Source organism: Kitasatospora sp. RG8 (assembly GCF_017813315.1).
GTDB lineage: Bacteria > Actinomycetota > Actinomycetes > Streptomycetales > Streptomycetaceae > Kitasatospora.
Genome location: NZ_JAGIYX010000017.1, coordinates 110,270 through 132,840, shown reverse-complemented (window position 1 = coordinate 132,840; position 22,571 = coordinate 110,270). Strand labels below are relative to the sequence as shown.

Genomic DNA, 22,571 nt, shown 5'->3' with positions numbered 1-22,571 from the left:
ACCGCACGGTGGCCCGAAGTGTTGCGCCGTCAGGACAGCGCGGCGAAGGCGTTGTCGACGACGGCCCTCAGAACCGCCTCGTCGGGATTCGCCTTGCCGACGACCATGAGCCCCTGACAGGTCGCGACCAGCAGCTTGGCAGTGCCGCCCGGGTCCAGCGAGTCCCGCACCTCACCCCGGCGGGCGGCGTTCTCCAGGGCGTGGGTCATGCACCGCTCCAGGCGCGCCAGGTGGCCGCGCACGACGGCCGCCGCCGCGTCGTCCTCGGCGGCGTTCTCGATCGCCGTGTTGACCAGGAGACATCCCTGGCGCCCTTCGGGGCTGAGCAGGTCTTGCACCAGTCCGTCGAAGTAGCCGCGGACCTCCGCCACCGACGCGCCCGGCGCCTCCAACCGACCGAGCTTCTGGGGCACGACCAGCTTCGAGTAGCGCTCCAGCGACTTCACGAAGAGCGCGTGCTTGCCACCGGGAAACGCGCTGTAGATACTGCCGGGCTTGACGCCCGTGGCCTTCACCAGGTCCTCGATCGACGTGGCCCGGTACCCGCGCTCCCAGAACCGGAGCATCGCCTGGTTCAGCACGGCGTCGGGGTCGAACTCGCGCGGTCTGGGCATGGGGGAAACATACATGAGCGACCGTTCAAGAACAACGGGTCGCCGGCCGCCGCCTGCCGGCCGCCCGTCCCGGAAGACCGGCCGGGCCGGGCTGCGAGCTTGCGCCGCCCCTGCCGGAACAGGCCCGTCCGCCTGTCCGCCTGTCCGCCTGTCCGCCTGCTTGCCCGCCTGTCCGCCTGTCCGCCTGTCCGCCTGTCCGCCTGTCCGCCATCATGCGCCGGACGTCCCTGGTGACCCGCGGGAGCAGCCCGCTCGCGCCCGTCCGGGCGGACGGCGATGATGGGTGGATGCGACGGGATCTTGTCTTGGTGGGCGCCCCGACCAGTGCGGGCAGCTACGCGCCCGGCCAGGAGGCCGCACCGAGCGTGTTGCGCGAGCTGGGCCTGATCGACCGCCTGAGGGCCGCGGGCCGCCGGGTACGGGATGCGGGGGACGGGCCGCTGCACGTGTGGGCCCCTGACCCGCAGCACCCGCGGGCCCAGAACCTCGCGGCAGTGGTCCAAGCCGTCAGGGCGGTCGCCGACCACGTCGCCGGCGCGCTGGAGGAGGACGCGGACGTCCTCGTCATCGGCGGCAACTGCACCGTCGCACTGGGCGTGATGGCAGCCCTCAGGGCACGCGATCCGGACGCCGGCCTGCTCTACATCGACCGGCACTTCGACCTCAACACACCCGCGAGCACCCACGAGGGCGCCCTCGACTGGATGGGGCTCGCCCACGGACTGGACCTGCCCGGAGCCGCGGAGCCGCTGGCAGCCGCCTTCGCCCACCGCCCGCTGCTCACCCCGGACCGGATCCACCTCCTCGGCGTCGACCCCGAGGCCGCCACCTCCTGGGAGCGTGAGCAGGCAAGAGGCCTGGGCCTGCGATGGGGCTCGCACCTCGATCTCGCCACCACGCCGGGCACCGAGGTGACCCGGGCCCTCGGTACGCTCCCGTCCGGCCCCCTCGCCGTGCACCTCGACGTCGACGTCCTGGACTTCACCGACGCGCCGCTCGCCGAAAGCACGGACGGCCGCAACAGCGGTCCCACGCTCGACGCCCTGTCCGAGGCGCTGGACACCGCCTGTCGGGACCCGCGCTTCCGAGCACTCTCGATCTGCGAGCTCAACCCTTCCCGCGCCGCCGGACACCCCGCCGTCCTCCACCGGTTCATCGCGAGCCTTCAACACGCCCTGCGCGCAACCCCGTGACCTGCGGCCGGGACATCGGGCACCTCCTCCGTCCCCTCGCCGCCCCGTCGGAAACCGGCTGACCTCTGAGGACGATGCCCTCGGCATCGGAGCCTTCGACATCGGCGCCCGGGGCAACCCGCAGCCCACCGGTGGCGCCGGCGGGCGTCGAGCCGGGCAACGTGGCACGTCAGATGCTCTCGCTCGGCGAGGCTGGGTGCCCTTGGGGCCGCCTCGGCGGTGACGTCGGCGCGACTCGGCTCAGCGCCCCACCCCCCGACCCGAGCACCGGTTCACTGCGGCCGGCCCTCGCGCCGGCCCGCCGTCTCCCAGCGTTGCAACGGCAGATTCCTCGCCACCAGGGTGCTACCCCCAGCGGGAGTCGCGCTGCCGGCCATACCCAGTGCTGGTCCTGACCGACGGCTCACGCACCTGCCTGACATCCCATCCGATCGGGCGGCGACGGATCGGTTCCCGTGCGACCCAGGACCACAGCCGGGCGCATCCCGGCGGGGCCGGGATCGCCGCCTTCAGCGGATTCCGACAAAACGTCACATACCGTGTCAAGAGGGAATGCGGCGAGCCCTCTCACGCCGTTCACTGTCAACGGGCTTCCCGTCACAGCCCTCGCCCATGTCGCTCCGACTCCCGGCCATGGTGCCCAAGACCTGGGTGGGATCGGTTCCGGACCTCCAGGAGGCAGAACCCTCATGCAGAAGATCACCCGGCTCGCCGTGGCCGTCGCGACCGCGCTCGCGGCGGCAGCAGCGGTCGCCCCGTCCACCGCGGCTGCGTACGGCGGCGAAGGCCACCCGCGCGGCGGGCACCACGCGGTGTTCGTCCAGACCGACAACCCGGCGGGCAATCAGGTCATCGCCTACCGGCGGGCGGACGACGGACAACTCAGCCCGGCCGGCACCTACGACACGAACGGCCTCGGCGACGTGCTGGCCGGTTCGGTCGCCGACCACCTCGCCTCCCAGGGCTCGCTGACCTACGACCCGCGCCACGCCCTGCTGTACGCGGTGAACGCCGGCAGCGACACCGTCTCCGTCTTCTCCGTGGACGGCGACCGGCTCGCGCTGCGGCAGGTGGTCGGCTCCGGCGGCCGCTTCCCGGTGAGCGTCGCCGTGCACGACGACACCGTCTACGTCCTCAACGCCCTGGACGGGGGCTCGATCCAGGGCTACACCGTCCGCGGCGGCCGCCTCCACGAGGAGGCCGACTGGAACCGCTGCCTCGGGCTCGACCCGAACGCCACGCCCCAGTTCACCAACACCCCGGGGCAGGTGGGCTTCACCGGCGAGGGCTCCCAGCTCGTGGTCACGACCAAGGCGAACGGCAGCAGCCTCCAGGTCTTCAACCTCGACCGCTCCGGCGCGCCCGGCGCCACCGCCGTCACAACGAGCCTTCCCGGGGCCGTGCCCTTCGCGTTCGTACCCAACGGCCGGCACGGCCTGTTCCTGGCCGAGGCCGGCACCAACGCCGTGGCCACGTTCACGATCCACCACGACGGCACCGCCACACAGGAGGCCTTCGCGGCCACCGGCCAGGCGGCCACCTGCTGGATCGTCGGTGTGCGCGACCTGCTCTACGCCTCGAACGCCGGCAGCTCCACCCTCACCGGCTTGCGCACCGCCGACCGCGGCCGCCAGCTGACCGTCCTGGGCAACACACCCACCGATCCCGGCACCGTGGACGCCGCGGTCTCCTCGAACGGGCGCTACCTCTACGCCCAGACCGGCGTCAACGGCATCCTCGACGAGTTCGCGATCAACGACGACGGCTCCCTCACCCCGATCGGCTCGCAGACCGTCCCCGGCGGCGCCGGCGGCGAAGGCATCGTCGCCTTCTGACGCACCGCCCACGGCAGTCGGCGCGGGTCCCTCGCACCTCGGCGTGCGTGCCCCGGGCCGACTGCGCCGAGTCCGGTCGCGGGCTGACACCCGGGCCGCCGCCAGTGTCGCGGCGGCCCGAGGCGTCGGGGCTCAGCGGGCTCGCTCGACGCTCCACCTCGGCAGGTACTCGAAGAACGCGACGGCCTCCTCCCGCCACCTGGGACGCCATCCGGCGGCTTCCGCGGCGGCCTCCTGTGCACGGCGCTGCATGTCCGCCCGCATGCTCTCCGGGACGCCGCGGCGTTCGGCGATGTCCCGGATGGCGGCGACGGTCTCCTCGGTGCAGGCGCCGTCGCCGAGGGCGGACTCCACCAGCTTCCGCTCGGAGTCGGTGGCCGCTGCCAGGACGGCACGGACCGTGTAGTTGCGACGGCCCTCCCGGATGTCCGTTCCGGTGGGCTTGCCCATGGTCCCCGCGTCACCGAAGAGGTCCAGGTAGTCGTCACGCATCTGCCCGCAGATCCCCACCAGCCTTGCATAGCGCCGCAGTTCCTCGTCGTGGAGGGAGGGGTCGACGCCTGCGGCGAGCAGTCCCAGCTGGAGCGGGGCGAGGACCGAGTAGCGGGCGGTCTTGTAGTCGGCCACGTCGTGCAGCACGTCCTCGTCCGGGTCCGCGGCGAAGTCCCGCTCCAGGTCGATGATCTGGCCCACGAAGGTGTCCGATGCCGCTCGCGTCTGCACCTCGACCATGGCCTGTCGGACCGGCAGCGGGGCGTGGGAGTCGAGGAGGACCCGCAGGGACAGGGCGAGTGCGAGGTCACCGGCGAGGACGGCGAGCCCGAGCGCGGCCTGCGGCCGGCCGGGGAACTGCCCCCGGTAGGCGTAGTACGTGGAGGGGCCTCCTCGGCGCGTGGGGGTGTCGTCGATGATGTCGTCGTGGATCAGCCCGTGGGTCTGGAGCAGTTCGATGCTCAGCGCGGCGTCGTCCAGTCCCTCCACGGGCTCGGCGGTCACGAGACGGGCGGCTTCGAAGAGGAGGGCCACCCGCATCCGCTTGCCGCCGCGCAGCGTCAGGTCCCGTAGCAGCGCGAGGCACTCCGGGGTGAACCGACTGGACGACGGGGCGTCGAAGGTGGCGGCCAGGTCCCGGAAGTACTGCTCGGACAGCGTGCCGAACCGACGCTCGTACCCGGCGAGACGGGCCCGGATCTGCTCGGCGAGGACGGCGGTGTCGGTCATGAGGATGTCTTCCGTTCGGGTGGTGAATGCGCGCTCCCGCGCAGGCCGGAGCGCCTCAGGTCCTGGCGGTGGTCAGGCACCATGCTGCCGCACCTCTGCCAGGACCTCTGCCGCATCGATGTCCCACCCGCGCCCCTCCCGTGCCCCACCCGTGTCCCTCCCGTGCCCCTTCGATCCGCCCCCCCGGAGGCCCTCGGAGGCACCTGGTCCGAACCGTCGATGAGAGGAGGTGAACGGCCGGCCGGCCGACCGCCCTCGGGGTTCCTCTCGCTTGAGACGTCGGAAGGCGGGATCCGCCCCTGCCAGGCGGGGCGGTAGCGGGGTGATCACCTCGGAGACGGCGACGAGGTCGCTGCCCCCGGCCTGTGGAGGTCGCTGCCCCGGTCTACGCCTGTGCGGGCCTGTCCGCACGGTCGGCGAAGTCGAGGACGGTGACCGAGGGGCGGCGGGTGGCCAGGGGCGGGATGGTCAGGGCGAGCGGGAGGAGGCCGGCGACGAGGCCGCGGCCGCCGGTGGGGCGGACGTCGCGGACGCTGCTGACGGCCGGACTGGCGGTGCGGAGCTTGTGGCGCTCGGCTGCGTCCATCGCCCAGGGCATGGGTGGGGCCTGGTAGGCGTGGGTGCGCATCCTGCCGGTGAGGGTGAGACGGCTGAACCACCGGGGGACGGCATCCAAGATCAGGGACGCCCCGGGGAATCGTTCGGCGCAGCCGGCGATGAGGTCGCGTACCTGCGTCGGGGGGAGGTACATGAGCAAGCCTTGTGCAGTGACCAGGACGCCGTGGTCGCGGTCGACCTCGTCGGCCCAGCCGAGGTCGGTGGCGTCGGCGGCGAGATAGCGTTGGCGGGGGCCGGGGGGCAGGAGCTGTCGGCGGAGGGCCAGCGCCTCGGGGAGGTCGACGGAGAGCCAGCGGGCGCGGCCGTTGTCGACGCGCCAGTACTGGGTCTCCAGACCGTCGCCCAGGCAGACGACGGTGCCGCGCGGCTCCCGGGCCAGGAAGTCCGCCACCTCGCGGTCGAAGCACGCGGCCCGCAGCGCCTGCAGCTGGGCCTGGACGCCGCTGGTGCCGAACCGATCGGCGAACGGGTAGTCGATCCGCTCGACCAACTCCACCGCCTTGGGATCGTGCAGCACGGCGTCCGGCCGACGGGCCTCCACCGCCCGTTGCCACAGCGTCCACAGTGCCGTCTCCGGCACCGTCCCCAGCTCGGGCCGCTCCCCGCTGCTCATCACGCGCTCCCTCGGACCGATTCTCCCGGGCCTGACTTTCCCGGGCCTGACTTTCCCGGGCCGGCCGCCACGGGTCTGGCTGTCCCGGGCCTGACCCTTCCGAGCCCGGCTCTCCCGGGCCCGCTGCCACGGGCCCGGCTGCCACAGACCTGCTCAGCCGATCTCCCGGCATGGACCCGCCGATTCTGACACCCGGGGGCGCGCCGGCCCGGCGCGCGACGCACCGGCGCGCCGGGCGAAACCTCAACCGACGCTGAACGCCCCGTCCGGGGGTGGCGGGCTGTCCGTGGCCTCGGCGTCCGTCACCGCGGGCGTGTGCCCGCAGAACTCCGCCAGGCCGGCGCCGTCCGTCAGCCGGGCCGGGAAGATGTCGGCCGCCAGGCGGCGCGCGAGGTCGGCGGCCGGAAGCGGGCCCGCCGAACCGGCCAGCAGGATGTTGCCGTACCGGCGCCCCCGCAGCACCGGGGCCTCGGCGATCAGGCAGACCTCCGGGAAGACGGCGCGCAGGGTCGCCGCCTGGGCACGGGCGAAGGCCAGTGGCGGGCCGTCGGCGAGGTTGGCGGCGTAGCAGCCGCCGGGGCGCAGCGCGGCGGCGGCCGCCCGCACGAACTCCACCGAGGTGAGGTGCGCCGGGGTGCGCGAACCGTGGAAGACGTCGGCGACGACGAGGTCCAACGACCCGGCCGGGACGGTCTCCAGCACGGCCCGCGCGTCGCCGACCACCGCGGTGATGTCGACGCCGGGCCCCTGCCACGGCAGGTGCTCCTCCACCAGGGCGAGCAGCAGCCCGTCGACCTCGACGACCTGCTGCCGGGAGCCGGGGCGGGTGGCGGCCACGTAGCGGGGCACGGTGAGTGCGCCGCCACCGAGGTGGAGCGCGTCGAGCGGCCGGCCGGCGGGGGCCAGGGTGTCCACGAGGTGGCCGATCCGCCGGGTGTACTCGAACTCCAGGTGGGTGGGATCGCCCAGGTCCACGTACGACTGGGGTGTGTCGTCCAGGGTGAGCAGCCAGCCGCCGTCGTGGTCGATGTCGGGCATCAGGCGGGCCAGGCCGAGGTCGGTCTTCCGCGCAACCGGCACGGGATCCGTTGCCGGGTCCGGTACGGGTTCCGGGGCGGCGTCCGGTGTCGGGTCCGGTTCGGCCTCGGTCACGGGTACGACGTCCGCTACGGGATCCGGGGTGGCGTCCGGTACGGGATCCGGGGTGGCGTCCGGTACGGGCTCCGGGGCGACGGTCACGGCGCCACCGGCGCCGGCAGGTAGGCGGCGAGCCAACGGTCGAGCTCGGCGAAGAACTCGGTGCGCGCGCCCGGCCCGGAGAGGGCGAGGTCGTGCATGCCGTCCTTGATCCGGACGATGGTGACCTGCCGGCCGAGGCGCGGTCCGACGGCGGCGATGTCGTCGGCACGCAGCACGGCGTCGGCGTGGTGCAGAGCGGCCTGCCACTTGGTGGTGGAGATCGACGCGGTCGAGGCCATCAGCAGGACGGGGACGTCGATGCCCAGGCCCCGCCGGGCCTGGCGCTGGCCGCGCTGAATGGCCGCGAGCCAGCCCGCGTACAGCGGGAACCCCTCGGCGGGCTTGAGCTTGAGGTCGAAGTCCCACTCGCCGCGGTGGTCCCGGTGCAGGCTGTGCACGTAGTGCGGGTTGAGCGTGGAAGGGAGCTTGCGGGTGGTGGCGAAGCGGCCGAGGGCGTCCAGTGCGGGCGCCCCGATCGCGCGGACGGCCGGGGCCGCGGGCATGGAGAGGAACGGGCTGTTGAGGAAGAGCCCGTCCACGACGCCCCGTCCGGCCCGCCGGCCGGCCCACAGCGCGGTGACCAGGCCGCCGGTGGAGTGGCCGTTGACCAGCAGCTGCCGGTGGCCGTCCTCCTCACGGATGATCCGGACCGCGGCGTCCAGCTCCTCGTCGTAGGCGGCGAGGTCGCGGATGAAGTTCGGCGACTGGTGCGGGCGCAGCGAGCGGCCGTACTTGCGCAGGTCGAGGGCGTAGAAGGAGTAGCCGCGCTCGACGTAGTGGTCGGCGAGGTGGGTCTGGAAGAAGTAGTCGACGTAGCCGTGGACGTACAGGACGGCGCGGTCGCTGCCCGGGACCAGCCGCCGGACGAGGGTGGCGCTGACGGCGCCCTCCTCGTCGGGGGCGAGCGGCAGCTCGGCCGCCTCGTACGGAGCCCCCAGGATGTCTTCTCGGAATTCCATGCCCGCCCGCACCCAACCTCTGCTCTGACCTGCCTGCCCCGGCAGGAACCATCGATCCGGACGACCGACAATACCGGCCGGTAGCGGGGAGCGCGGCAGCACGGTCGTGGCGCGGCGACCACCGCGCCGCAGGCCGCCCCGCTCCCCGTGCGCCTGCTGTGCGCCCGTGGTCCTGTGGAACGCTACCCGGGCCAGAGTCACTCCCCTGGCCCATGAAGCCGTCGATGAAGCCGTCAGTGAAGCTGTCAATAGAGCTTCCGATGAAGCCAGTTGAGGAGTCAGCATGCCGCACGGGCACGATCCGCGGACCGGTCACGGCGACCCGTCCCTCTACCGCACACCCGCCGAGGCGATCGCCGCGCCGCCGGAGCGGCTGGCGTACGTGGCCGGGTTCGACCGGTCGGCGCAGCGGCCGGACGCGCTGATCACCGTGGACACCGATCCGGCGTCGCCGACCTACGGGCGGGTGCTCAACTTCGCCGAACTCCCGGGGCTGGGCGACGAGCTGCACCACTTCGGCTGGAACGCCTGCTCCAGTGCGCTGGCACACGCGTGCCACGAGAACCCGGAGCGACGGTACCTGCTGCTGCCGGGGCTGCGGTCCTCCCGGCTGCACGTGATGGACACCCGGCCGGACCCGGTGCGGCCGCGGCTGGTGAAGACGGTGTCCGCCGAGGAGCTGGCGGCCAGGGCGGGGTACTCGCGTCCGCACACGCTGCACTGCGGGCCGGACGGCGTGTTCCTGTCCTGCCTCGGCAGCGGGGACGGCGGCGACGGGCCGGGCGGGGTCGCGCTGCTCGACCACACCACCTTCGACGTGCTGCGCGCGTGGGAGACGGAGCGTGGGCCGCAGCACCTCGCCTACGACGTCTGGTGGCACCTGGGCACCAACGTCGGTGTGACCAGCGAATGGGGCACGCCGTCGATGGTCGAGGACGGGGTGGTGCCGGAGCTGCTGCTGGGCCGCAAGTACGGTCATGCGCTGCACTTCTGGGAGCTGGACTCGGGGCGGCACCTCCAGCGGATCGACCTCGGCGACCACTACCAGATGGTGCTGGAGCTGCGACCTGCGCACGACCCGCAGGCCGAGTGGGGGTTCGTGGGCGTGGTCACCAACGTGGAGGACCTCTCCGCCTCGGTCTGGCTCTGGTACCGGGACGGCCCGGCGTTCACCGCGCGCAAGGTCATCGAGATACCCGCCGAGCCGGCGAAGCCGGAGGACCTGCCGCCGGCCCTCCAGCCGTTCGGCGCGGTGCCGCCGCTGGTCACCGACATCAACCTGTCGGTGGACGACCGCTGGCTGTACGTCTCGGCCTGGGGCACCGGGGAGCTGTTCCAGTACGACGTGTCGGACCCGTTCCACCCTCGGCTCGCCGGCTCGGTGCGGCTCGGCGGGGTGGTGGCGAGGACGCCGCACCCGGCCGAACCGGGCCGACCGCTGAGCGGCGCACCCCAGATGGTCGAGATCAGCCGGGACGGGCAGCGGCTCTACCTGACCAACTCGCTGTACGGGTCCTGGGACGACCAGTTCTACCCCGACGGCATCGAGCCGTGGATCGTCAAGCTGGACGCCGACACGGAGTCGGGCGGGCTCACCGTCGACCCGCGCTTCTACCCGCACGGGGACGAGTTCCGGGGCCTGCGGGTGCACCAGACGCACCTGGCGGGCGGGGACGCCTCGTCGGACTCGTACTGCTACCGCTGACCTGCTGGAACCGCCAGACCGGCGACGGACCCGTCGGACCGGCCGGACCGGCCTGCGGCGGGCGGTCGGGGCCCAGTTCTGTCGCGGGCTCGGGTCTGTCGCCGGCTCGGGTCTGTCGCCGTGGGCGGGTGAGCCGTCGGGCGGGGAAGCGGGCGGGAGGCGGGCGGACAGGCGCGCGGGAGGGTTGGCAGACAGGCCGTCGGGTGGCTTTCCGGTCATGTTGGCAGGCCTTTCGGCCGTCCCGCGACCGCCGCAGGCCACGCCCACTAGGGTGCGACGAGTCCCCGCTGACCCACCTCCCCTCTCGCCGGAACGCGCCGGGGAGGCTACCGATCGGACCGGTGTGTCATGACTTTGACTTTCCGTCAGCAAAGGAACCGCTCCCGGGCGACCGCCCCCGGGTGGATCGCCCGTACGGCCGCCACCATTGCACTGCTCGCGGCCGCACTCACGGGCACCACGGCCGGAGCAGCCGTCGCCGCAGCTCCCGCCACCCCCGCACCCGCCGCAGTACCCGCCTCCGCGCCCGCCTCCGCGCCCGCCTCCGCGCCCGCGGGTATACCCGCCGAAGCGCCCGCAGCGGCGGCCTCGGTGGGCGGGTGGACGTGTCCCGGGGTCGCCGTCCCTCCGGGCTACGTCATCACGATGTTCGACATCCGCGGCTGCAACGGCTACGGCGCCTGGTTCCAGCAGCCGGTGCGGGACGGGATCTGGACCTGCGGGGGCTCGCCGATCGTCTCCGGGTACGTCCTGACCAACTTCGACTCCAAGGGGTGCAGCGGCGTCGGGGCCTGGTTCCACCAGCTCGTCCGGAACGGGATCTGGACCTGCCCGTACTCCCCGATCCCGGCCGGCTACCGCAGCACCACGTACGACGCGCGCGGGTGCAGCGGCCTCGGCGCCTGGCTCACCGTACGCGCCTGACCCGCCTCTGCCCCGATTGACCCGCCTGACCCGCCTGACCTGGCCGTAGGGCCCTCCCGGTGGGAGCCCAGCCCGGAGCGCTCCCAGCGCCCGGCCCACGGGGCGTGGTGAAGGCGGTCGGGCGGCAGTCCGGGCGCGACCTGCCGGACTGCCGCCCGACCCCCTCAGCGCCAGGGCGCCGGGGCGTGGGCCGCCAGCTGAAGCTCGCGGCCACCGCCCTCGGGCGCCGGCGTGCCGCGCGGCGGGCCCAGGCGGAGCCGGTCGCCGACGGCGGTGTGCTCGACCAGGGCCTCGTCGACTCCGCCCGCGCCCGTGCCCGTGCCGCGGACGTGGAACTCCAGCTCGTTGTCCGCGCGCGGCACGCGGCTCATCGGGTACTGCCGCCAGGAGTGCGGCAGCAGCGGGTGCTCGACCGTGCCGTACTGGCCGGCCCGGTACGGGTACGGCTCGCCGGTGCGCACCCTCAGCACCGCGAGGTCGGGGCGGCGGCGCTCATGACCGACCACCACGGCGTGCCAGTACGGGGGTTCGGTGAGCGCGGACTCGGCGCCCGCCACCATCGCCCCGACGGCGAAGCGCAGCATCCGCACCCAGGCCGCCTCCAGCTCCTCCGTCCACCGGGAGCCGGCGCGGTACCGGAGCGCCTCGCAGAGCGCCTCCTCGAAGGCCTCGTAGTGGACCGGCCGGACGCCCAGCTTGCGGTGGTCGCGGCCGAGCCGGGCGAGCATGTCGGCGAGCTCGTCGGTCCGGTGGAGGTGTTCGATCACATCGGTGAACATCCGCTCCAGGTGGGCCTGTTGGAACTCCATCGAGGAGGGGAAGAGGCCGCGCAGAAAGGGCCGGCGCCTGAACATGGAGTCGTAGAGGTGGTCGATGAGGTCCGCGAACGGGGCGACCGGGCCGAGGTTGTCCAGGATCAGCCGCTGGTCGGCGACGCCGTCGTAGGGCATGCCGTCGTGGGGCGCGCCGCCATGGGGAAGACCGGCTCGGGGCGTTCCGGCTTGCGCCGCCCCGGCCGACGGCGGCGACGACTGCGACGACGGGGCGAGGATCTGGCGACGCAGGAGCATGGCGTGGTGGCGTGCGATCAACTGGTCGTACTCGGTGGCGGTGCTGACGATCTCCATGATCGAAAGCCTAACCAGCCGTCAGATTGCCTCTGTTCAGCGTGAGTTCACCCAGCCGAAGGGACTTCTGCCGATTCCGGGCAGGGGTGGGCCCGGACCGCCGCAGGTCCATTACACGGCCGGGCGGAAGGGCCGGGGTAGGGCCGATGGTCCCGGCGGGAGCGGGACCACCGGACTAACGGGACGCCTCCGGAGAGGACTTCCGGCCTGTCGACGCGGCGCCAGGCCCACCCGTGGACGGGTCGCCCGACAGATCGCCCGCCGTCTCGACCACCCTTGCGACCTCCCGCCCGACCTCCCTGTCCCCCGACGGGCCGGTCGCCGCCCAACTGGCCAGCAGCCGCAGCGACTCGGCCGAGGTGGAGCCGGGATCGGCGTGGTACGTCACCAGCACCAGGTCGGGCTCACCGGCCGGGCGCAGCGTCTCGTAGCGCAGGGTGAGCCGGCCGACCACCGGGTGGTGCAGTTCCTTGGTGCCGTGGCCCTTGTCGCGGATGTCGTGGGCGGCCCAGAGACGGCGGAAGTCGGCGCTCTTGAGGGAGAGTTCACCGATCAGCGAGGCCAGTCGGGGGTCGTCGGGGTCGCGCCCGGCGTCCAGCCTCAGGATCCCGACGACGTCCGTGGCCTTGCCCTCCCAGTCGTCGTACAGCTCGCGCGCGGCGGGGTCGAGGAAGACGTGCCAGGCCATGTTGCGCTGCTCCGGCGGCATCGCCGAGTAGTCGCCGAGCAGGGCATTGCCGAGCCGGTTCCAGCCGATGATGTCCAGCCGCCGCCCGAGTACGTAGGCGGGCACGCCCTCCATCGCGTCGAGCAGCTGCTGCAGCGCCGGCCGGACCTGCTGCGGGCGGCTGGACGCGGCGCGCCCCGTCCGGCGCCGGGCGGGCTTGGTGATCCGCTGGAGGTGCTCGCGCTCGGCCTGGGTGAGCCGCAGGGCGCGAGCGATCGAGTCCAGCACGGCGACGGAGACGGACTCCCCGTGGCCCTGTTCGAGGCGGATGTAGTAGGCCGTGCTCACGCCCGCCAGCTGCGCCAACTCCTCCCGGCGCAGTCCGGGGACGCGGCGGCGGGTGCCGTGGTCGGGCAGGCCGACGTCCTCGGGGCGCAGCCGGGCCCGCCGCGACCGGAGGAATTCGCTGAGTTCGGTGCGCTGGTCCATGCGGCCCAGTATGAGGGTGAGCCTGCCAGTCGTACGTTGGCCGTGCGTACGACAAGCTCTGATCTGGTTGCCCGGACCGGGTCGGCGCAGGCTGAAGCACATGACGAACACGACGGACACGACGGACACGACGCACGCCGGAACGAGCACCACGGACACCACGGACACCGCACAGCCGCGGATGGTCTCCGCGTACGCCGCCCCGGCCCCGAAGGCGCCGCTGGAGAAGACCACCGTCCCGCGCCGGGCCGTGGGCGAGCACGACATCCTGATCGACGTCCGCTTCGCGGGCATCTGCCACTCCGACATCCACCAGGTCAGCGAGGACTGGGGCGACGGTATCTTCCCGATGGTGCCGGGCCACGAGATCGCCGGCGTGGTCGCCGAGGTCGGCCCGGGTGTGACCCGCTGGGCGGTCGGGGACCGGGTCGGTGTCGGCTGCTTCGTCGACTCCTGCCGGGAGTGCGACAACTGCCTGGCCGGGCTCCAGCAGTACTGCTCCGGCGCCCCGGGCGCCGTCTTCACCTACAACGGCGTGGGCCGCGACGGCGAGCCGACGTACGGTGGCTACTCCTCGCAGCTGGTGGTGGACGAAGGGTACGCACTGCGCATCCCGGACGCACTGCCGCTGGACGTCGCCGCGCCGCTGCTCTGCGCCGGCATCACGCTGTACTCGCCGCTCACCCACTGGGGCGCGGGCCCGGGCAAGAAGGTCGCGATCGTGGGCCTCGGCGGGCTCGGGCACATGGGCGTGAAGATCGCGCACGCCAAGGGCGCCGAGGTCACCGTGCTCAGCCAGTCGCTGCGCAAGCGGGAGGACGGTCTGCGGCTCGGCGCTGACCACTACCGCGCCACCTCCGACCCGGCCACCTTCACCGAGCTGGCCGGCACCTTCGACCTGATCGTCAACACCGTCTCGGCCGACCTCGACCTGAGCGCCTACCTCGGCCTCCTGCGCACCGGCGGCACACTGGTCCAGGTCGGGGCGCCGGAGAAGCCCGTCAGCGTGAACGCCCACGCACTGCTGGTCGGCCGCAAGTCGCTGTCCGGCTCGATGATCGGCGGCCTCCCGGAGACCCAGGAGATGCTGGACTTCTGCGCCGCCCACGGCATCGGCGCCGAGATCGAGCTGATCAACGCCGACCAGATCAACGAGGCCTACGAGCGGGTGCTGTCCAGCGACGTCCGCTACCGCTTCGTCATCGACACCTCGACGATCTGAGCAACGGGCGGCCCCTTCCCGCACGCGGGAAGGGGCCGCCCGTCTTCGCTCCTGAGCTGTTCTCCTGTCGGCCCCACGCCGTATGCCATCAGTCGGTGCATCCTGGAACCGCCGACGGCACAACCGCTGACACCATACGGAATTCTCCGCACATCTACAGCCACCTCGACATTTCCGACAGTGGCGAAACAGCGTTGTGCATGAAAAGGTTCCGGTCCATCTTCGGACTGAAACTCGCGGGCGGCGAGTGGCAGTGAATCCAGGATGACCACCCGGTCGCCGAAGGGCAAGGGATGGCGGACAGGAGAACGGATCATGACTGCGCCACGTAAAGTCTTCGGCGTCAGCGCACTCAGCACATTGCAGAGACCCTCGGAGCGTTGTCCCGCAGCCTCGTCAACTTGGTCACTGCAACGCACCAGCGCTCACCATCAGATAGACGGAGGCAGATAGACCCAGGAGGCCGAAGACCCAGGTGCTTGCGATCCATACGCGGTGAGGTCTGGCCTTGGCCAAGAATGGCGTGCAGACATGGACGTCCTCAGCTCTTTCGTTAGAGCCCTTGTGGACGGCAAGCCACCCAGCCCGCTGTTCGAATCGGCAGAGCCATGCCTTGTCGGCTTCCTGGTTGCGTCGCTGCCGCAGCAGCAGATTTGTAGTAGCCAGCGCGGCACCAACCGCCAGAAATCCCGCGATGACGCGCCCGAGGTGGCCAGAGCTGGTATTCGCAACAATTCCAAGAAGTACCGCTTGTGCCGCCAAGGAGATCGCAGGAACCTGCCACATCTTGTCATCAAAAGACTGCCGCCTCGCCGCTACGATCTGATACTGCAACACTGCGTTCTTACCCGGCCGCGCCAGTCGGATCCTCTGCGGCAGCTTGCCGCCTGTTCCCGCCACACCAGCAACTCCACTGTCTTTGCAGCCCGAGACCATTCGGCAGATCAATGCGCCCAACATGGATGCCGCAATCCAAGCGGCCATGCTGCCAAGCATTCTTCCGACAGGTTTCGACCGGCTTTTCATGAATTCCTCACCGCACCCAATGGAAGCCATTTATCACCCACAGGCACTAAAAGACCGCCCAGTTCTCCTGGACGGTCTTTTAGTCCGCTTCGAGCTTTGTTGTGCCGACCATCCTGCGACGGCCGCACCCCAGACAACCGGTGTTTTCCTGGTGCTGCAACCTAGAACGGATCGTTCGAGTGACTACGATCCGAGTGGACGAGGCCCCAAGGGTCTGCACGGACATGTTCCGCCCCATCTCACCAACCGACCTCCCCGCCCTCCTTGGGCATCCTGCTCCAAGCGAGTGATGCAGGGATTGCGCCAAGTCAGTTCAACATCACGGAGCAATTTCACGGCGCCCCGCCTCCGGTGCTCTCCCATGGCCGGACAAGCGGAGTTAGCGTCCACTCGGTCCATCGAGTCTGGTAACCGTCCAGGTCACAGGGGTGCGCTCCGGCCGGCCCGCGAGAGTCTGTGACACATGTGTGACACGATCCCCTACGCCGGAGGCCCCTATATATAGGGGACAGGGGACAGGCACGACCGCTGGACCACCTGGCCACGCCACGCTTTGGACTGCACGGTAGGTCTGTGAGGTCACCAGATCGCCCCTGCCGTGTGTAGCGGGGGACAGGAGACTTGATCATTAAGGCGCGGAGCGCCCGCCTCAACGATCTTGGTGCCCCACAGGGGAATTTGAGTGAGGCGCGGGGCCAGGCAAGGGTCGAGTCTTGGGCAGCGCCCGCGCCCCAAGTAGTGAGCCTATCGCCAGTCGTTCTGGTGACCCTGAGTTTCCCTATGGCCCGCTTCGTCACCCGACGCGACGGGAAGCGGGCTCAGCGTGCCTTGATGTCCAGACGGTGCCACCGTTGAAAGTGCTGGAGGTGCGGCTATGGTCAGACGAGGCGCCGTGACGATGCTTGGCATCGCGGCAGTTGTAGGTGGTCTTGGGTTTGCGGGCTGTGGTTCCAGCGGCCAACAAGTCGGCTCGGCCAACACCGGACAGTCCGCCCAGGCCTCAGCGTTTCCCACCGCCACAGTGACCGTGACGGCGGTGCCCTCGCTGCCCAGCCAGTCTGCGACCACTTCGCCCAGTCCTACCGGGTTCCACCCGCCGGCTGATGATGTGCAGCTTGTTGGCTGCACACTCACTGACGATCCGTACCACTCTGGCTCACATAGTGGGAAGTTCGTTGGGGTGGCGGATCTGAAGATCACCAACCACTCAAGCACGGTCTCTGACTACCTCGTGTCGGTGGAGTTCGTGAATACCCAAGGCGATCGCCTTGATGAGGGCCTAGGGAGCGCCCACCGGCTTGCACCTGGCGAGAGCGTGAACAACGGGGATGAGGACGCCCATGGCACGAAGAGCATCCCAGCTAACACGAAGGTCACGTGCCGAATCCTCGATGTGAACAGGATTGCGAGCACACAGTGAGGAGCAGGACCAGACGATGGGTTGAGTAGCGTGAGCAGTCCTCAGCGGTTGGGGTGGGTGATCTTACTTGTGTCCAGGAAGAGAGCACTAAAGGCTGCAAGACATGCGGCAAGTGCCGCTCCGGCCGAGGGGCGCATAGGAACAGTGAAGACCTCAACCGCTGCCCAGATTCCAACCCCGGCAGACGCCAGTAGGACGAGACCGGGCAACACGACCCGCCAGAAGAATCCCTCCCGTAGCGGGTTAATGACTGCACCCAGAAGGCCGGCAGCAACCACGGACACTCCACTGGTCAGATCGGATACTCCAAGAGTGCGCGTGGCGGTGATGCTCAACCCTAGAAAGGCCATAAGAGCGAGAAATGCGAGAACGAGCACCACCAGGAGAAACCGGTCAGCAGGCCCAACCGGTGTCGGGGCAGCCGGTTCAGGAGGGTCAACCCTAACCAGCAGCCTGGGTGCCCTCCTCAGCTCTACGATCGTTTCTGGCGGGGTGGGCCCTACGGCCACTCCTGGTTGATCGCTCCGTAGGTAAGCCCATGCAGCCTTGACTCTTGTGCCAAGCGATGTCATACCACAAGACATACCTTCTGACGGTTAGCTTTGCACGGGTAGTTGCCCCGACCGGGTGAGTGGGGACAGGCGCAGATTTCGTGCTTGGAGCACTCTCGCCACCTCAGGACGCCAAGCAAGGCATTCAATGAGAAGATCGAGGAGATACGGGGACGCCCCAATTGGCACTCCGTCCAGCCCCCTTAAGCTCCAATGGTGAGCCGAGACAGCCCCAACAGAACCGTCACAAGAGGGGCTATCAAAGCCCCCATATTTCCAATCCAGGCTCCCGGGCGGTGCGGGAGATTGTGGATCTGATCTTTTTCCACAGCTTTGTCTGCCCGCTTCCTCGATCGACGCAATTTCCAAATCGTATAGTGTTCAGGCAAAGAAGGGAATGGGGATGCGTTCTTGATTACCTTTTTGAGCTCACGACCCGCATGTTTTGCAGCCCGACAGTGCCCCATCTCCATTCTGTCCTTTTCGCTATATGCCACGCTTTGGATGAGGGTTATATTTCTCCATATGGCACTTCTTATAGCATTTCCGCCGTTGGAGGTCAATAGCATGACAGTTCCCTTAGCGGCATAAAAAGGAGATTTACTACATGTTCCGGATCACTCGCAAGCAGGAGGATCTTGAGACTCTTGGTTTTAAGTTGCTTGACGATCTGCCTGCATGGAGAGTTCGCTCGGTTGAGCAAGTAGAGCTTACAACCGCACAGCTATCAAAGCGCGAGAGGGTCATTCACGTTAAGCCTCTTCGCGAGGTTGATTCGCTCCAGTACCTCTTGAGGAAGACGGTCGGAAGGGGCGACTCGGCGACGCTAATCATTCCCATCGTAAACCTCCCTCGGTTCATCCTCCTTGACTTCAATATCACTATCGATGGAAACAGTGCGTATCGTTTCCCCAGAAAGGAGACCGGGGAGTTTGAAGCCAGATATATTCGCCATCTTGCGACTGAGGCCAAACTTTCAGGAGAGATTGATGGGCAGTTGGAAGAATTTATGGCTGCCGCTTTTACGTTTCCCGGCAGCGCCCTTGAAGCTAAACTTATGAGTGCCCGAAAGAAGAGTTTTGACTGGAGGGCCGATGAGGGTGACCTTGAAGAGCTAATTCGGAAGTATGTGAAAGATGATTTCGGCCCCCTTGTGTCCGATCGCACATTTGAGCGATGGCAACATCGCACCACCCAAATTAGTAACTTGGTAAGAAGATATACACCAAAGAACTTGCTCAGCGCATCAGAGAACCCACTTCTCGCTTTACCCCAGTTTATGCGCAATCACAATCTGACCAGCAGAACCGTAAGCCGGATGCTAGCTCGCCTTTGTCGGTTGCTAACTCAGGCTCACGAGTTCGTTCAGCTAGATGAAATCGCCCACCCAGATAACACTAGCTGGGCTCGCAAGTTCATGCGTGCGTATTCGAGTTACGGCCAGCGGTGGGAGGTACTGACGAAGTGCAGTGTGCCATTGAATGAGCCCTTCATTATTCAGGTTAGCGATAAGCGTCCCATCTTCTTTGACCCTCCAGGGCGTCGGTACAGCTCCCGGTGGCCTTGGCTAAAAGATCGATTGATGCCGACGGCGCGACAGTACGTATCGTTCGCCGATGCGAGGACAAACCATTTCCACATCCGCGTACCCGATGAAGGGGTTGAGTTCGTACCTTCAAAGTGCCTTGCCATGCGTGAGGACTATATGGGTCCAGCAGACAAACCCAGTGACGAGAATAAGGAGAAGGAGCATTACTCTCGATATGACGCAAAAGTAAACCGAGAGAAGCGGATATGGATCGATTGTCGCTTGCGATTGACCCGCCTCCGTTTGAGCATGTTCTTGGGACTCATTCTCGCCACCCTTCTGGCGGTGGCCATGATGGTGTCCTATGGGTTTATTTGTTACAATGATCAACATAAGCTGAATGGCTCGGATGTTGTAGCTATTCTAATCCCCGTCACTTTTGCTGCATCGTTGCTAATCGTCAAGGAGACGACCACGCTAACCATGCACGTCAAGAGAGCCTATCAGGCATTCCTTATGTCTTCACTCCTCGCTCTTTGGGTTTTGACATTCATCCTTTATGTGATGGGGAGGATTTCAATTGATGGGGCTGTTGGGAAATAGCCGTCCAGCGGGACCTGGCCTGTAAGCCGGCTTACATCTTTCGCCGCCCGTGCGCCTTATAATCCGCTCTCATATGCCAGAACACGAGCGACAAGCAAACTTTGATGGGGCAGCCATCGCTAAAGCCCTCCATGCCGATGCCACCGCGGTGAGTGATCCCACCTTCGGCAAGGGCCAGCACTTCCAGGTGCAAAGTGAGAATACCTTTCTGAGCCTGGACACCTTTCCTGAGACCGGCGTCTCCCGCATCACGACCAAGGGCGCTCGTACCGAGCTATTTGGCGGCACAGTTCCAACCGTCGAGGAGGAAGGCGTCGTCTTCCTACACAAGGACGCCGATCACGAGCACGCAACGGTCGCGCTCTATCCGGACGGTGCTATCACCATCGGGTACCAGGTCGACACGGGCCCAGCGCCTGTTGCAGGCCTGCCTGACGAGCAGACCCACCAGGAGCCGGACACCGAGGTAGTGACACCCGCAGCCAAACCGCCCGAGAAGCCACAGGCCTCAGCGAACCGCATGCCAGGTGCGTTCCTTGTCCAGACACTCATTTGCTTCCAACTTTCAGCTGAAGCTGCGCGCGCCGCAGCGGGCAACTCTGACTGCACACCGCTTCGTACCAAACAAGTCGCTCGCCAGCGAATGGAGCCCCAATATCGAGAGTGGAAAGAAGACGTGTGGGAGAGTGACAGATTTCGGATCCTCTACGAGAAGCTCGCAGCTGAAGCCGCGGCAGCCGAGAAGGCATGTGGCGATATCAAGAAAACTCACTGCGCTGCGTTCCATATCCTCAAGGCGCTGTTCGATCCAGATGAAACACACTCACAAGAGGAATGGACCAGGTGCGCCTTGATTCTGCTGACGGCAGCGTCGATGGCGTCTACATGATCGCTACTGCTCGATGAGAACATGCCGCCTCGCAGTGCGTTCCCACGCCTCAACGGACACTTCGACCTAAAGCACATTGACCATGACCTTAGCCGAGGAGGCCTCAAGGATGCACCCGTTTACGCGCTTGCGCTCTCATCGAGGCGGATAATCGTCACTCTCAATGTCAAACACTTCAAGCCGATGGCCGGAGAGAAGGTCGGCGCCGGCGTGATCGGCGTTCCCCCTCATTGGCAACCAAGACAGGTGGACACACAGCTAACGGCTCTACTAATCAAGCATGGACCAGCGTACTTTCAAGGTCGCTACGTAGCGCTCGGCGAGGAGGGTGCAGCATGAGGTACCTGCATTCCGATCCAGATATCCTCGGCGGTGAGGTGGTCATTCGAGGAACGCGGGTCCCTATAGACACCCTCCTCTGGCGCCTTAAGGATGGCTACTCCCTTGACCGCATCCAGGAGATGTATAACTGGGTTGACAGGGAGACTCTCCAGGGCGCGATCAACGAGGTTCTTGACGCCGCGATAGGGGCACTTCCCAAGCCCTCGCGATGAGACCACAAGCCCCTCCCCTCACCAACTTTCCCTTTTCCTTTCTTAGTTGGCGGCCCTTCTGGGCTGGCCGGCGGGTCAAGGAGCCGAAGGCCCCCGTAGGGGCTTGTCCTTGACGCGGTGGGCAGTCCAGAACATCATGAGCAACAAGGAAGAAAAGGCCCTCCTCCTTAGCCGCAGGACGGCAGGTCGAAGTATTCAACTTCTAGCTTATGAACCTCTGTGGCTTCTTCCGCCCAACGCACTTTGAACCAATTGTACAACCTGCTTGCCACCTCCGGCATTGGCGCCTTGCTGGTCCCCTTGCCTTCAGGAGCCTCCCATGATCCTTGCACCGTGTTGAACTGCAATTTATATCCCGCCTGATCATTGGCATTCATGAGTTCGTCCTTACTTTTCCCGTCAAACTTGATGAAAGCGCGCGTACAAGGCATGACGGTTTGAAACCAAGAAGCGCATTGCATCTTTGTGCCACAGGAGGACTTCATACGCCGGATACGGGCTATGGTTGTCGACTCGCAGCTCCATCTGGGGATTTCCTTCGCCAGCCTTCTTGGGGGGCGTGTACGTGTACCACGCAACCTTATAGCCGCCGGCCAATCGATTTGATTGATCCGCCGTTTCGTTCGCCGAGCGCGCTGCCTTACTCGCAGAATCCGCCGCATCACTCGCTTGTCCAAGAGCAAGACCAGCAATGAGTGCGGCAGCTACTGCTGCTGACGCGGCAAAAATCTCTACGGCCCATCTGCAACGCCCCCGCCACTTGGAGGTAGTGCCTGCGCCTGCATTACCTTCACTCAACATCCTTCCCTTTCTGTCATCGCTGCCGCTATCATCAGCGACATACAGGTCGTATGCGACCTGAAGTCGGCCGATCGGGGGAAAGGACCCAGAGTGCTTCAATGATGCATATTGCCATGTCGCACAAGAAATGTTCCACGACGGCGTTTTGAGGCCCGGGGGCCTGTCAGTCGGTGCTGTTGAGCTTATAGCGCTTCGTCTTGTGCCTGGCACCGTCTCGACCGTGCACAAGACTGTTTTTCACCAGCACATCTCATAGTGGCCCCGAGGTTTTACCCACCTCTCGCGGCCAGGTCCCCGAAGCGGGAAGGCCCCATCGAGGCCTCAAGGGCTGCCGGCGGCTGCCCCGATGTGCTCAGTCAGCGTAGGGCCTCCCCGCTCCCCAACCGGCGCCAGGACACCGGCCAAAGCCTCAGCCCCATGAACCTGCCGGGTGGAACGTCACCCGCGGCTGGCCTGCCAGTCGTTGAACCCGCCAGGAGCATCCTCCGGCGGTACCAGGTCCCGTACGCGTGTGATCTGCTCCCTCCCGCCCCGAAGCGGCCGGACGAAGACCCCAAAGGTGTGCACGAACATGATCCGCACCATCTCGCCAGTCTTCACCAGCGCGACCTCTTCCCCTACCTCGGGAGTCCACGTCTCCGAGGTGAGTGCCGCAGTTGAGGACTCGTTCACGTGACTCACGCGCTTACCTCCTTGGGGATTCCAGGCGGCAGTACCGCCGACCTGGTAGTGGGCAGCAGGTCGTGGAGCATCTGGCGGTCGGCCTTGCTCGT

19 protein-coding genes are annotated in these 22,571 nt (G+C 67.6%); 9 read left to right on the top strand and 10 right to left on the bottom strand.

All coding sequences use genetic code 11. The features are described from left to right. Positions 1-29 precede the first annotated feature (29 nt). Positions 30-614 (bottom strand): TetR/AcrR family transcriptional regulator, encoded by a 585-nt coding sequence (locus J5Y04_RS24375; RefSeq protein ID WP_209414220.1) that lies wholly within the window; start codon positions 612-614, stop codon positions 30-32. A 287-nt stretch (positions 615-901) separates the two neighbouring features. On the opposite strand from J5Y04_RS24375, the gene J5Y04_RS24370 reads away from it, so the two are divergent. Further along, positions 902-1,807: an arginase family protein gene (locus J5Y04_RS24370; protein WP_209414219.1), complete on the top strand. Its 906-nt coding sequence runs from the start codon at positions 902-904 to the stop codon at positions 1,805-1,807. Between the two features lie 689 nt (positions 1,808-2,496). After that, a complete protein-coding gene (locus tag J5Y04_RS24365; protein WP_209414218.1) occupies positions 2,497-3,642 on the top strand; it encodes a beta-propeller fold lactonase family protein in 1,146 nt (381 codons plus the stop codon). Between the two features lie 132 nt (positions 3,643-3,774). Here the strand turns inward: J5Y04_RS24365 and J5Y04_RS24360 are convergent, their stop codons facing one another. From J5Y04_RS24360 to J5Y04_RS24345, 4 genes are all read right to left on the bottom strand, one after another. Continuing rightward, the gene (locus tag J5Y04_RS24360; RefSeq protein WP_209414217.1) at positions 3,775-4,863 is read right to left on the bottom strand and encodes a polyprenyl synthetase family protein; all 1,089 of its coding nucleotides are present in this window, start codon (positions 4,861-4,863) and stop codon (positions 3,775-3,777) included. Positions 4,864-5,248: 385 nt separating this feature from the next. After that, complete coding sequence (locus J5Y04_RS24355) at positions 5,249-6,094, bottom strand: class I SAM-dependent methyltransferase (protein WP_209414216.1); 846 nt, start codon at positions 6,092-6,094, stop codon at positions 5,249-5,251. 243 nt (positions 6,095-6,337) lie between these two features. Continuing rightward, complete coding sequence (locus tag J5Y04_RS24350) at positions 6,338-7,132, bottom strand: spermidine synthase (protein WP_209414288.1); 795 nt, start codon at positions 7,130-7,132, stop codon at positions 6,338-6,340. Between the two features lie 197 nt (positions 7,133-7,329). After that, entirely contained in the window at positions 7,330-8,292 is a 963-nt protein-coding gene (locus J5Y04_RS24345; protein ID WP_209414215.1) for an alpha/beta hydrolase, read from the bottom strand. A gap of 283 nt (positions 8,293-8,575) precedes the next feature. Between J5Y04_RS24345 and J5Y04_RS24340 the strand changes: the two genes are divergently transcribed. After that, entirely contained in the window at positions 8,576-9,997 is a 1,422-nt protein-coding gene (locus tag J5Y04_RS24340) for a selenium-binding protein SBP56-related protein (RefSeq protein ID WP_209414214.1), read from the top strand. A gap of 348 nt (positions 9,998-10,345) precedes the next feature. Beyond that, complete coding sequence (locus J5Y04_RS24335) at positions 10,346-10,921, top strand: hypothetical protein (RefSeq protein WP_245205315.1); 576 nt, start codon at positions 10,346-10,348, stop codon at positions 10,919-10,921. Positions 10,922-11,085: 164 nt separating this feature from the next. Here J5Y04_RS24335 and J5Y04_RS24330 read toward each other — a convergent pair whose 3' ends face one another. Both J5Y04_RS24330 and J5Y04_RS24325 read right to left on the bottom strand, forming a co-directional pair. Next, complete coding sequence (locus tag J5Y04_RS24330) at positions 11,086-12,048, bottom strand: globin domain-containing protein (protein ID WP_209414213.1); 963 nt, start codon at positions 12,046-12,048, stop codon at positions 11,086-11,088. A 175-nt stretch (positions 12,049-12,223) separates the two neighbouring features. After that, positions 12,224-13,204, bottom strand: coding sequence for a helix-turn-helix domain-containing protein (locus tag J5Y04_RS24325; RefSeq protein ID WP_209414212.1), 981 nt, complete (start codon positions 13,202-13,204; stop codon positions 12,224-12,226). A 181-nt stretch (positions 13,205-13,385) separates the two neighbouring features. Between J5Y04_RS24325 and J5Y04_RS24320 the strand changes: the two genes are divergently transcribed. Beyond that, the gene (locus J5Y04_RS24320) at positions 13,386-14,426 is read left to right on the top strand and encodes an NAD(P)-dependent alcohol dehydrogenase (protein ID WP_209414286.1); all 1,041 of its coding nucleotides are present in this window, start codon (positions 13,386-13,388) and stop codon (positions 14,424-14,426) included. A 405-nt stretch (positions 14,427-14,831) separates the two neighbouring features. Here the strand turns inward: J5Y04_RS24320 and J5Y04_RS24315 are convergent, their stop codons facing one another. After that, the gene (locus tag J5Y04_RS24315) at positions 14,832-15,410 is read right to left on the bottom strand and encodes a hypothetical protein (protein WP_209414211.1); all 579 of its coding nucleotides are present in this window, start codon (positions 15,408-15,410) and stop codon (positions 14,832-14,834) included. A gap of 2,620 nt (positions 15,411-18,030) precedes the next feature. Here J5Y04_RS24315 and J5Y04_RS24310 point away from each other — a divergent pair. The 4 genes from J5Y04_RS24310 (at position 18,031) to J5Y04_RS24295 (ending at position 20,997) form a co-directional block, all read left to right on the top strand. After that, positions 18,031-19,554 (top strand): hypothetical protein, encoded by a 1,524-nt coding sequence (locus J5Y04_RS24310; protein ID WP_209414210.1) that lies wholly within the window; start codon positions 18,031-18,033, stop codon positions 19,552-19,554. A gap of 73 nt (positions 19,555-19,627) precedes the next feature. Next, complete coding sequence (locus J5Y04_RS24305) at positions 19,628-20,443, top strand: hypothetical protein (protein ID WP_209414209.1); 816 nt, start codon at positions 19,628-19,630, stop codon at positions 20,441-20,443. Between the two features lie 6 nt (positions 20,444-20,449). Then, on the top strand, positions 20,450-20,782 hold the full coding sequence (locus J5Y04_RS43995) for a DUF5615 family PIN-like protein (RefSeq protein ID WP_374106094.1): 333 nt from the start codon (positions 20,450-20,452) through the stop codon (positions 20,780-20,782). Next, positions 20,779-20,997 (top strand): DUF433 domain-containing protein, encoded by a 219-nt coding sequence (locus tag J5Y04_RS24295; protein WP_209414207.1) that lies wholly within the window; start codon positions 20,779-20,781, stop codon positions 20,995-20,997. The genes J5Y04_RS43995 and J5Y04_RS24295 overlap by 4 nt, the downstream gene beginning before the upstream one ends. A 167-nt stretch (positions 20,998-21,164) precedes the next feature. Here J5Y04_RS24295 and J5Y04_RS24290 read toward each other — a convergent pair whose 3' ends face one another. Next, positions 21,165-21,374, bottom strand: a complete 210-nt coding sequence (locus J5Y04_RS24290; RefSeq protein WP_209414206.1) for a hypothetical protein — start codon at positions 21,372-21,374, stop codon at positions 21,165-21,167. A gap of 862 nt (positions 21,375-22,236) precedes the next feature. Beyond that, a complete protein-coding gene (locus J5Y04_RS24285) occupies positions 22,237-22,479 on the bottom strand; it encodes a hypothetical protein (RefSeq protein WP_209414205.1) in 243 nt (80 codons plus the stop codon). Positions 22,480-22,571: the final 92 nt, after the last annotated feature.

What these genes read in the sequence shown, in the direction of transcription:
- J5Y04_RS24375 (WP_209414220.1), bottom strand. Translation starts at nt 614, where the DNA reads ATGCCCAGACCGCGCGAGTTCGACCCCGACGCCGTGCTGAACCAGGCG.
- J5Y04_RS24370 (WP_209414219.1), top strand. Translation starts at nt 902, where the DNA reads ATGCGACGGGATCTTGTCTTGGTGGGCGCCCCGACCAGTGCGGGCAGC.
- J5Y04_RS24365 (WP_209414218.1), top strand. Translation starts at nt 2,497, where the DNA reads ATGCAGAAGATCACCCGGCTCGCCGTGGCCGTCGCGACCGCGCTCGCG.
- J5Y04_RS24360 (WP_209414217.1), bottom strand. Translation starts at nt 4,863, where the DNA reads ATGACCGACACCGCCGTCCTCGCCGAGCAGATCCGGGCCCGTCTCGCC.
- J5Y04_RS24355 (WP_209414216.1), bottom strand. Translation starts at nt 6,094, where the DNA reads ATGAGCAGCGGGGAGCGGCCCGAGCTGGGGACGGTGCCGGAGACGGCA.
- J5Y04_RS24350 (WP_209414288.1), bottom strand. Translation starts at nt 7,132, where the DNA reads ATGCCCGACATCGACCACGACGGCGGCTGGCTGCTCACCCTGGACGAC.
- J5Y04_RS24345 (WP_209414215.1), bottom strand. Translation starts at nt 8,292, where the DNA reads ATGGAATTCCGAGAAGACATCCTGGGGGCTCCGTACGAGGCGGCCGAG.
- J5Y04_RS24340 (WP_209414214.1), top strand. Translation starts at nt 8,576, where the DNA reads ATGCCGCACGGGCACGATCCGCGGACCGGTCACGGCGACCCGTCCCTC.
- J5Y04_RS24335 (WP_245205315.1), top strand. Translation starts at nt 10,346, where the DNA reads ATGACTTTGACTTTCCGTCAGCAAAGGAACCGCTCCCGGGCGACCGCC.
- J5Y04_RS24330 (WP_209414213.1), bottom strand. Translation starts at nt 12,048, where the DNA reads ATGGAGATCGTCAGCACCGCCACCGAGTACGACCAGTTGATCGCACGC.
- J5Y04_RS24325 (WP_209414212.1), bottom strand. Translation starts at nt 13,204, where the DNA reads ATGGACCAGCGCACCGAACTCAGCGAATTCCTCCGGTCGCGGCGGGCC.
- J5Y04_RS24320 (WP_209414286.1), top strand. Translation starts at nt 13,386, where the DNA reads ATGGTCTCCGCGTACGCCGCCCCGGCCCCGAAGGCGCCGCTGGAGAAG.
- J5Y04_RS24315 (WP_209414211.1), bottom strand. Translation starts at nt 15,410, where the DNA reads ATGGCCGCTTGGATTGCGGCATCCATGTTGGGCGCATTGATCTGCCGA.
- J5Y04_RS24310 (WP_209414210.1), top strand. Translation starts at nt 18,031, where the DNA reads ATGTTCCGGATCACTCGCAAGCAGGAGGATCTTGAGACTCTTGGTTTT.
- J5Y04_RS24305 (WP_209414209.1), top strand. Translation starts at nt 19,628, where the DNA reads ATGCCAGAACACGAGCGACAAGCAAACTTTGATGGGGCAGCCATCGCT.
- J5Y04_RS24295 (WP_209414207.1), top strand. Translation starts at nt 20,779, where the DNA reads ATGAGGTACCTGCATTCCGATCCAGATATCCTCGGCGGTGAGGTGGTC.
- J5Y04_RS24290 (WP_209414206.1), bottom strand. Translation starts at nt 21,374, where the DNA reads ATGAATGCCAATGATCAGGCGGGATATAAATTGCAGTTCAACACGGTG.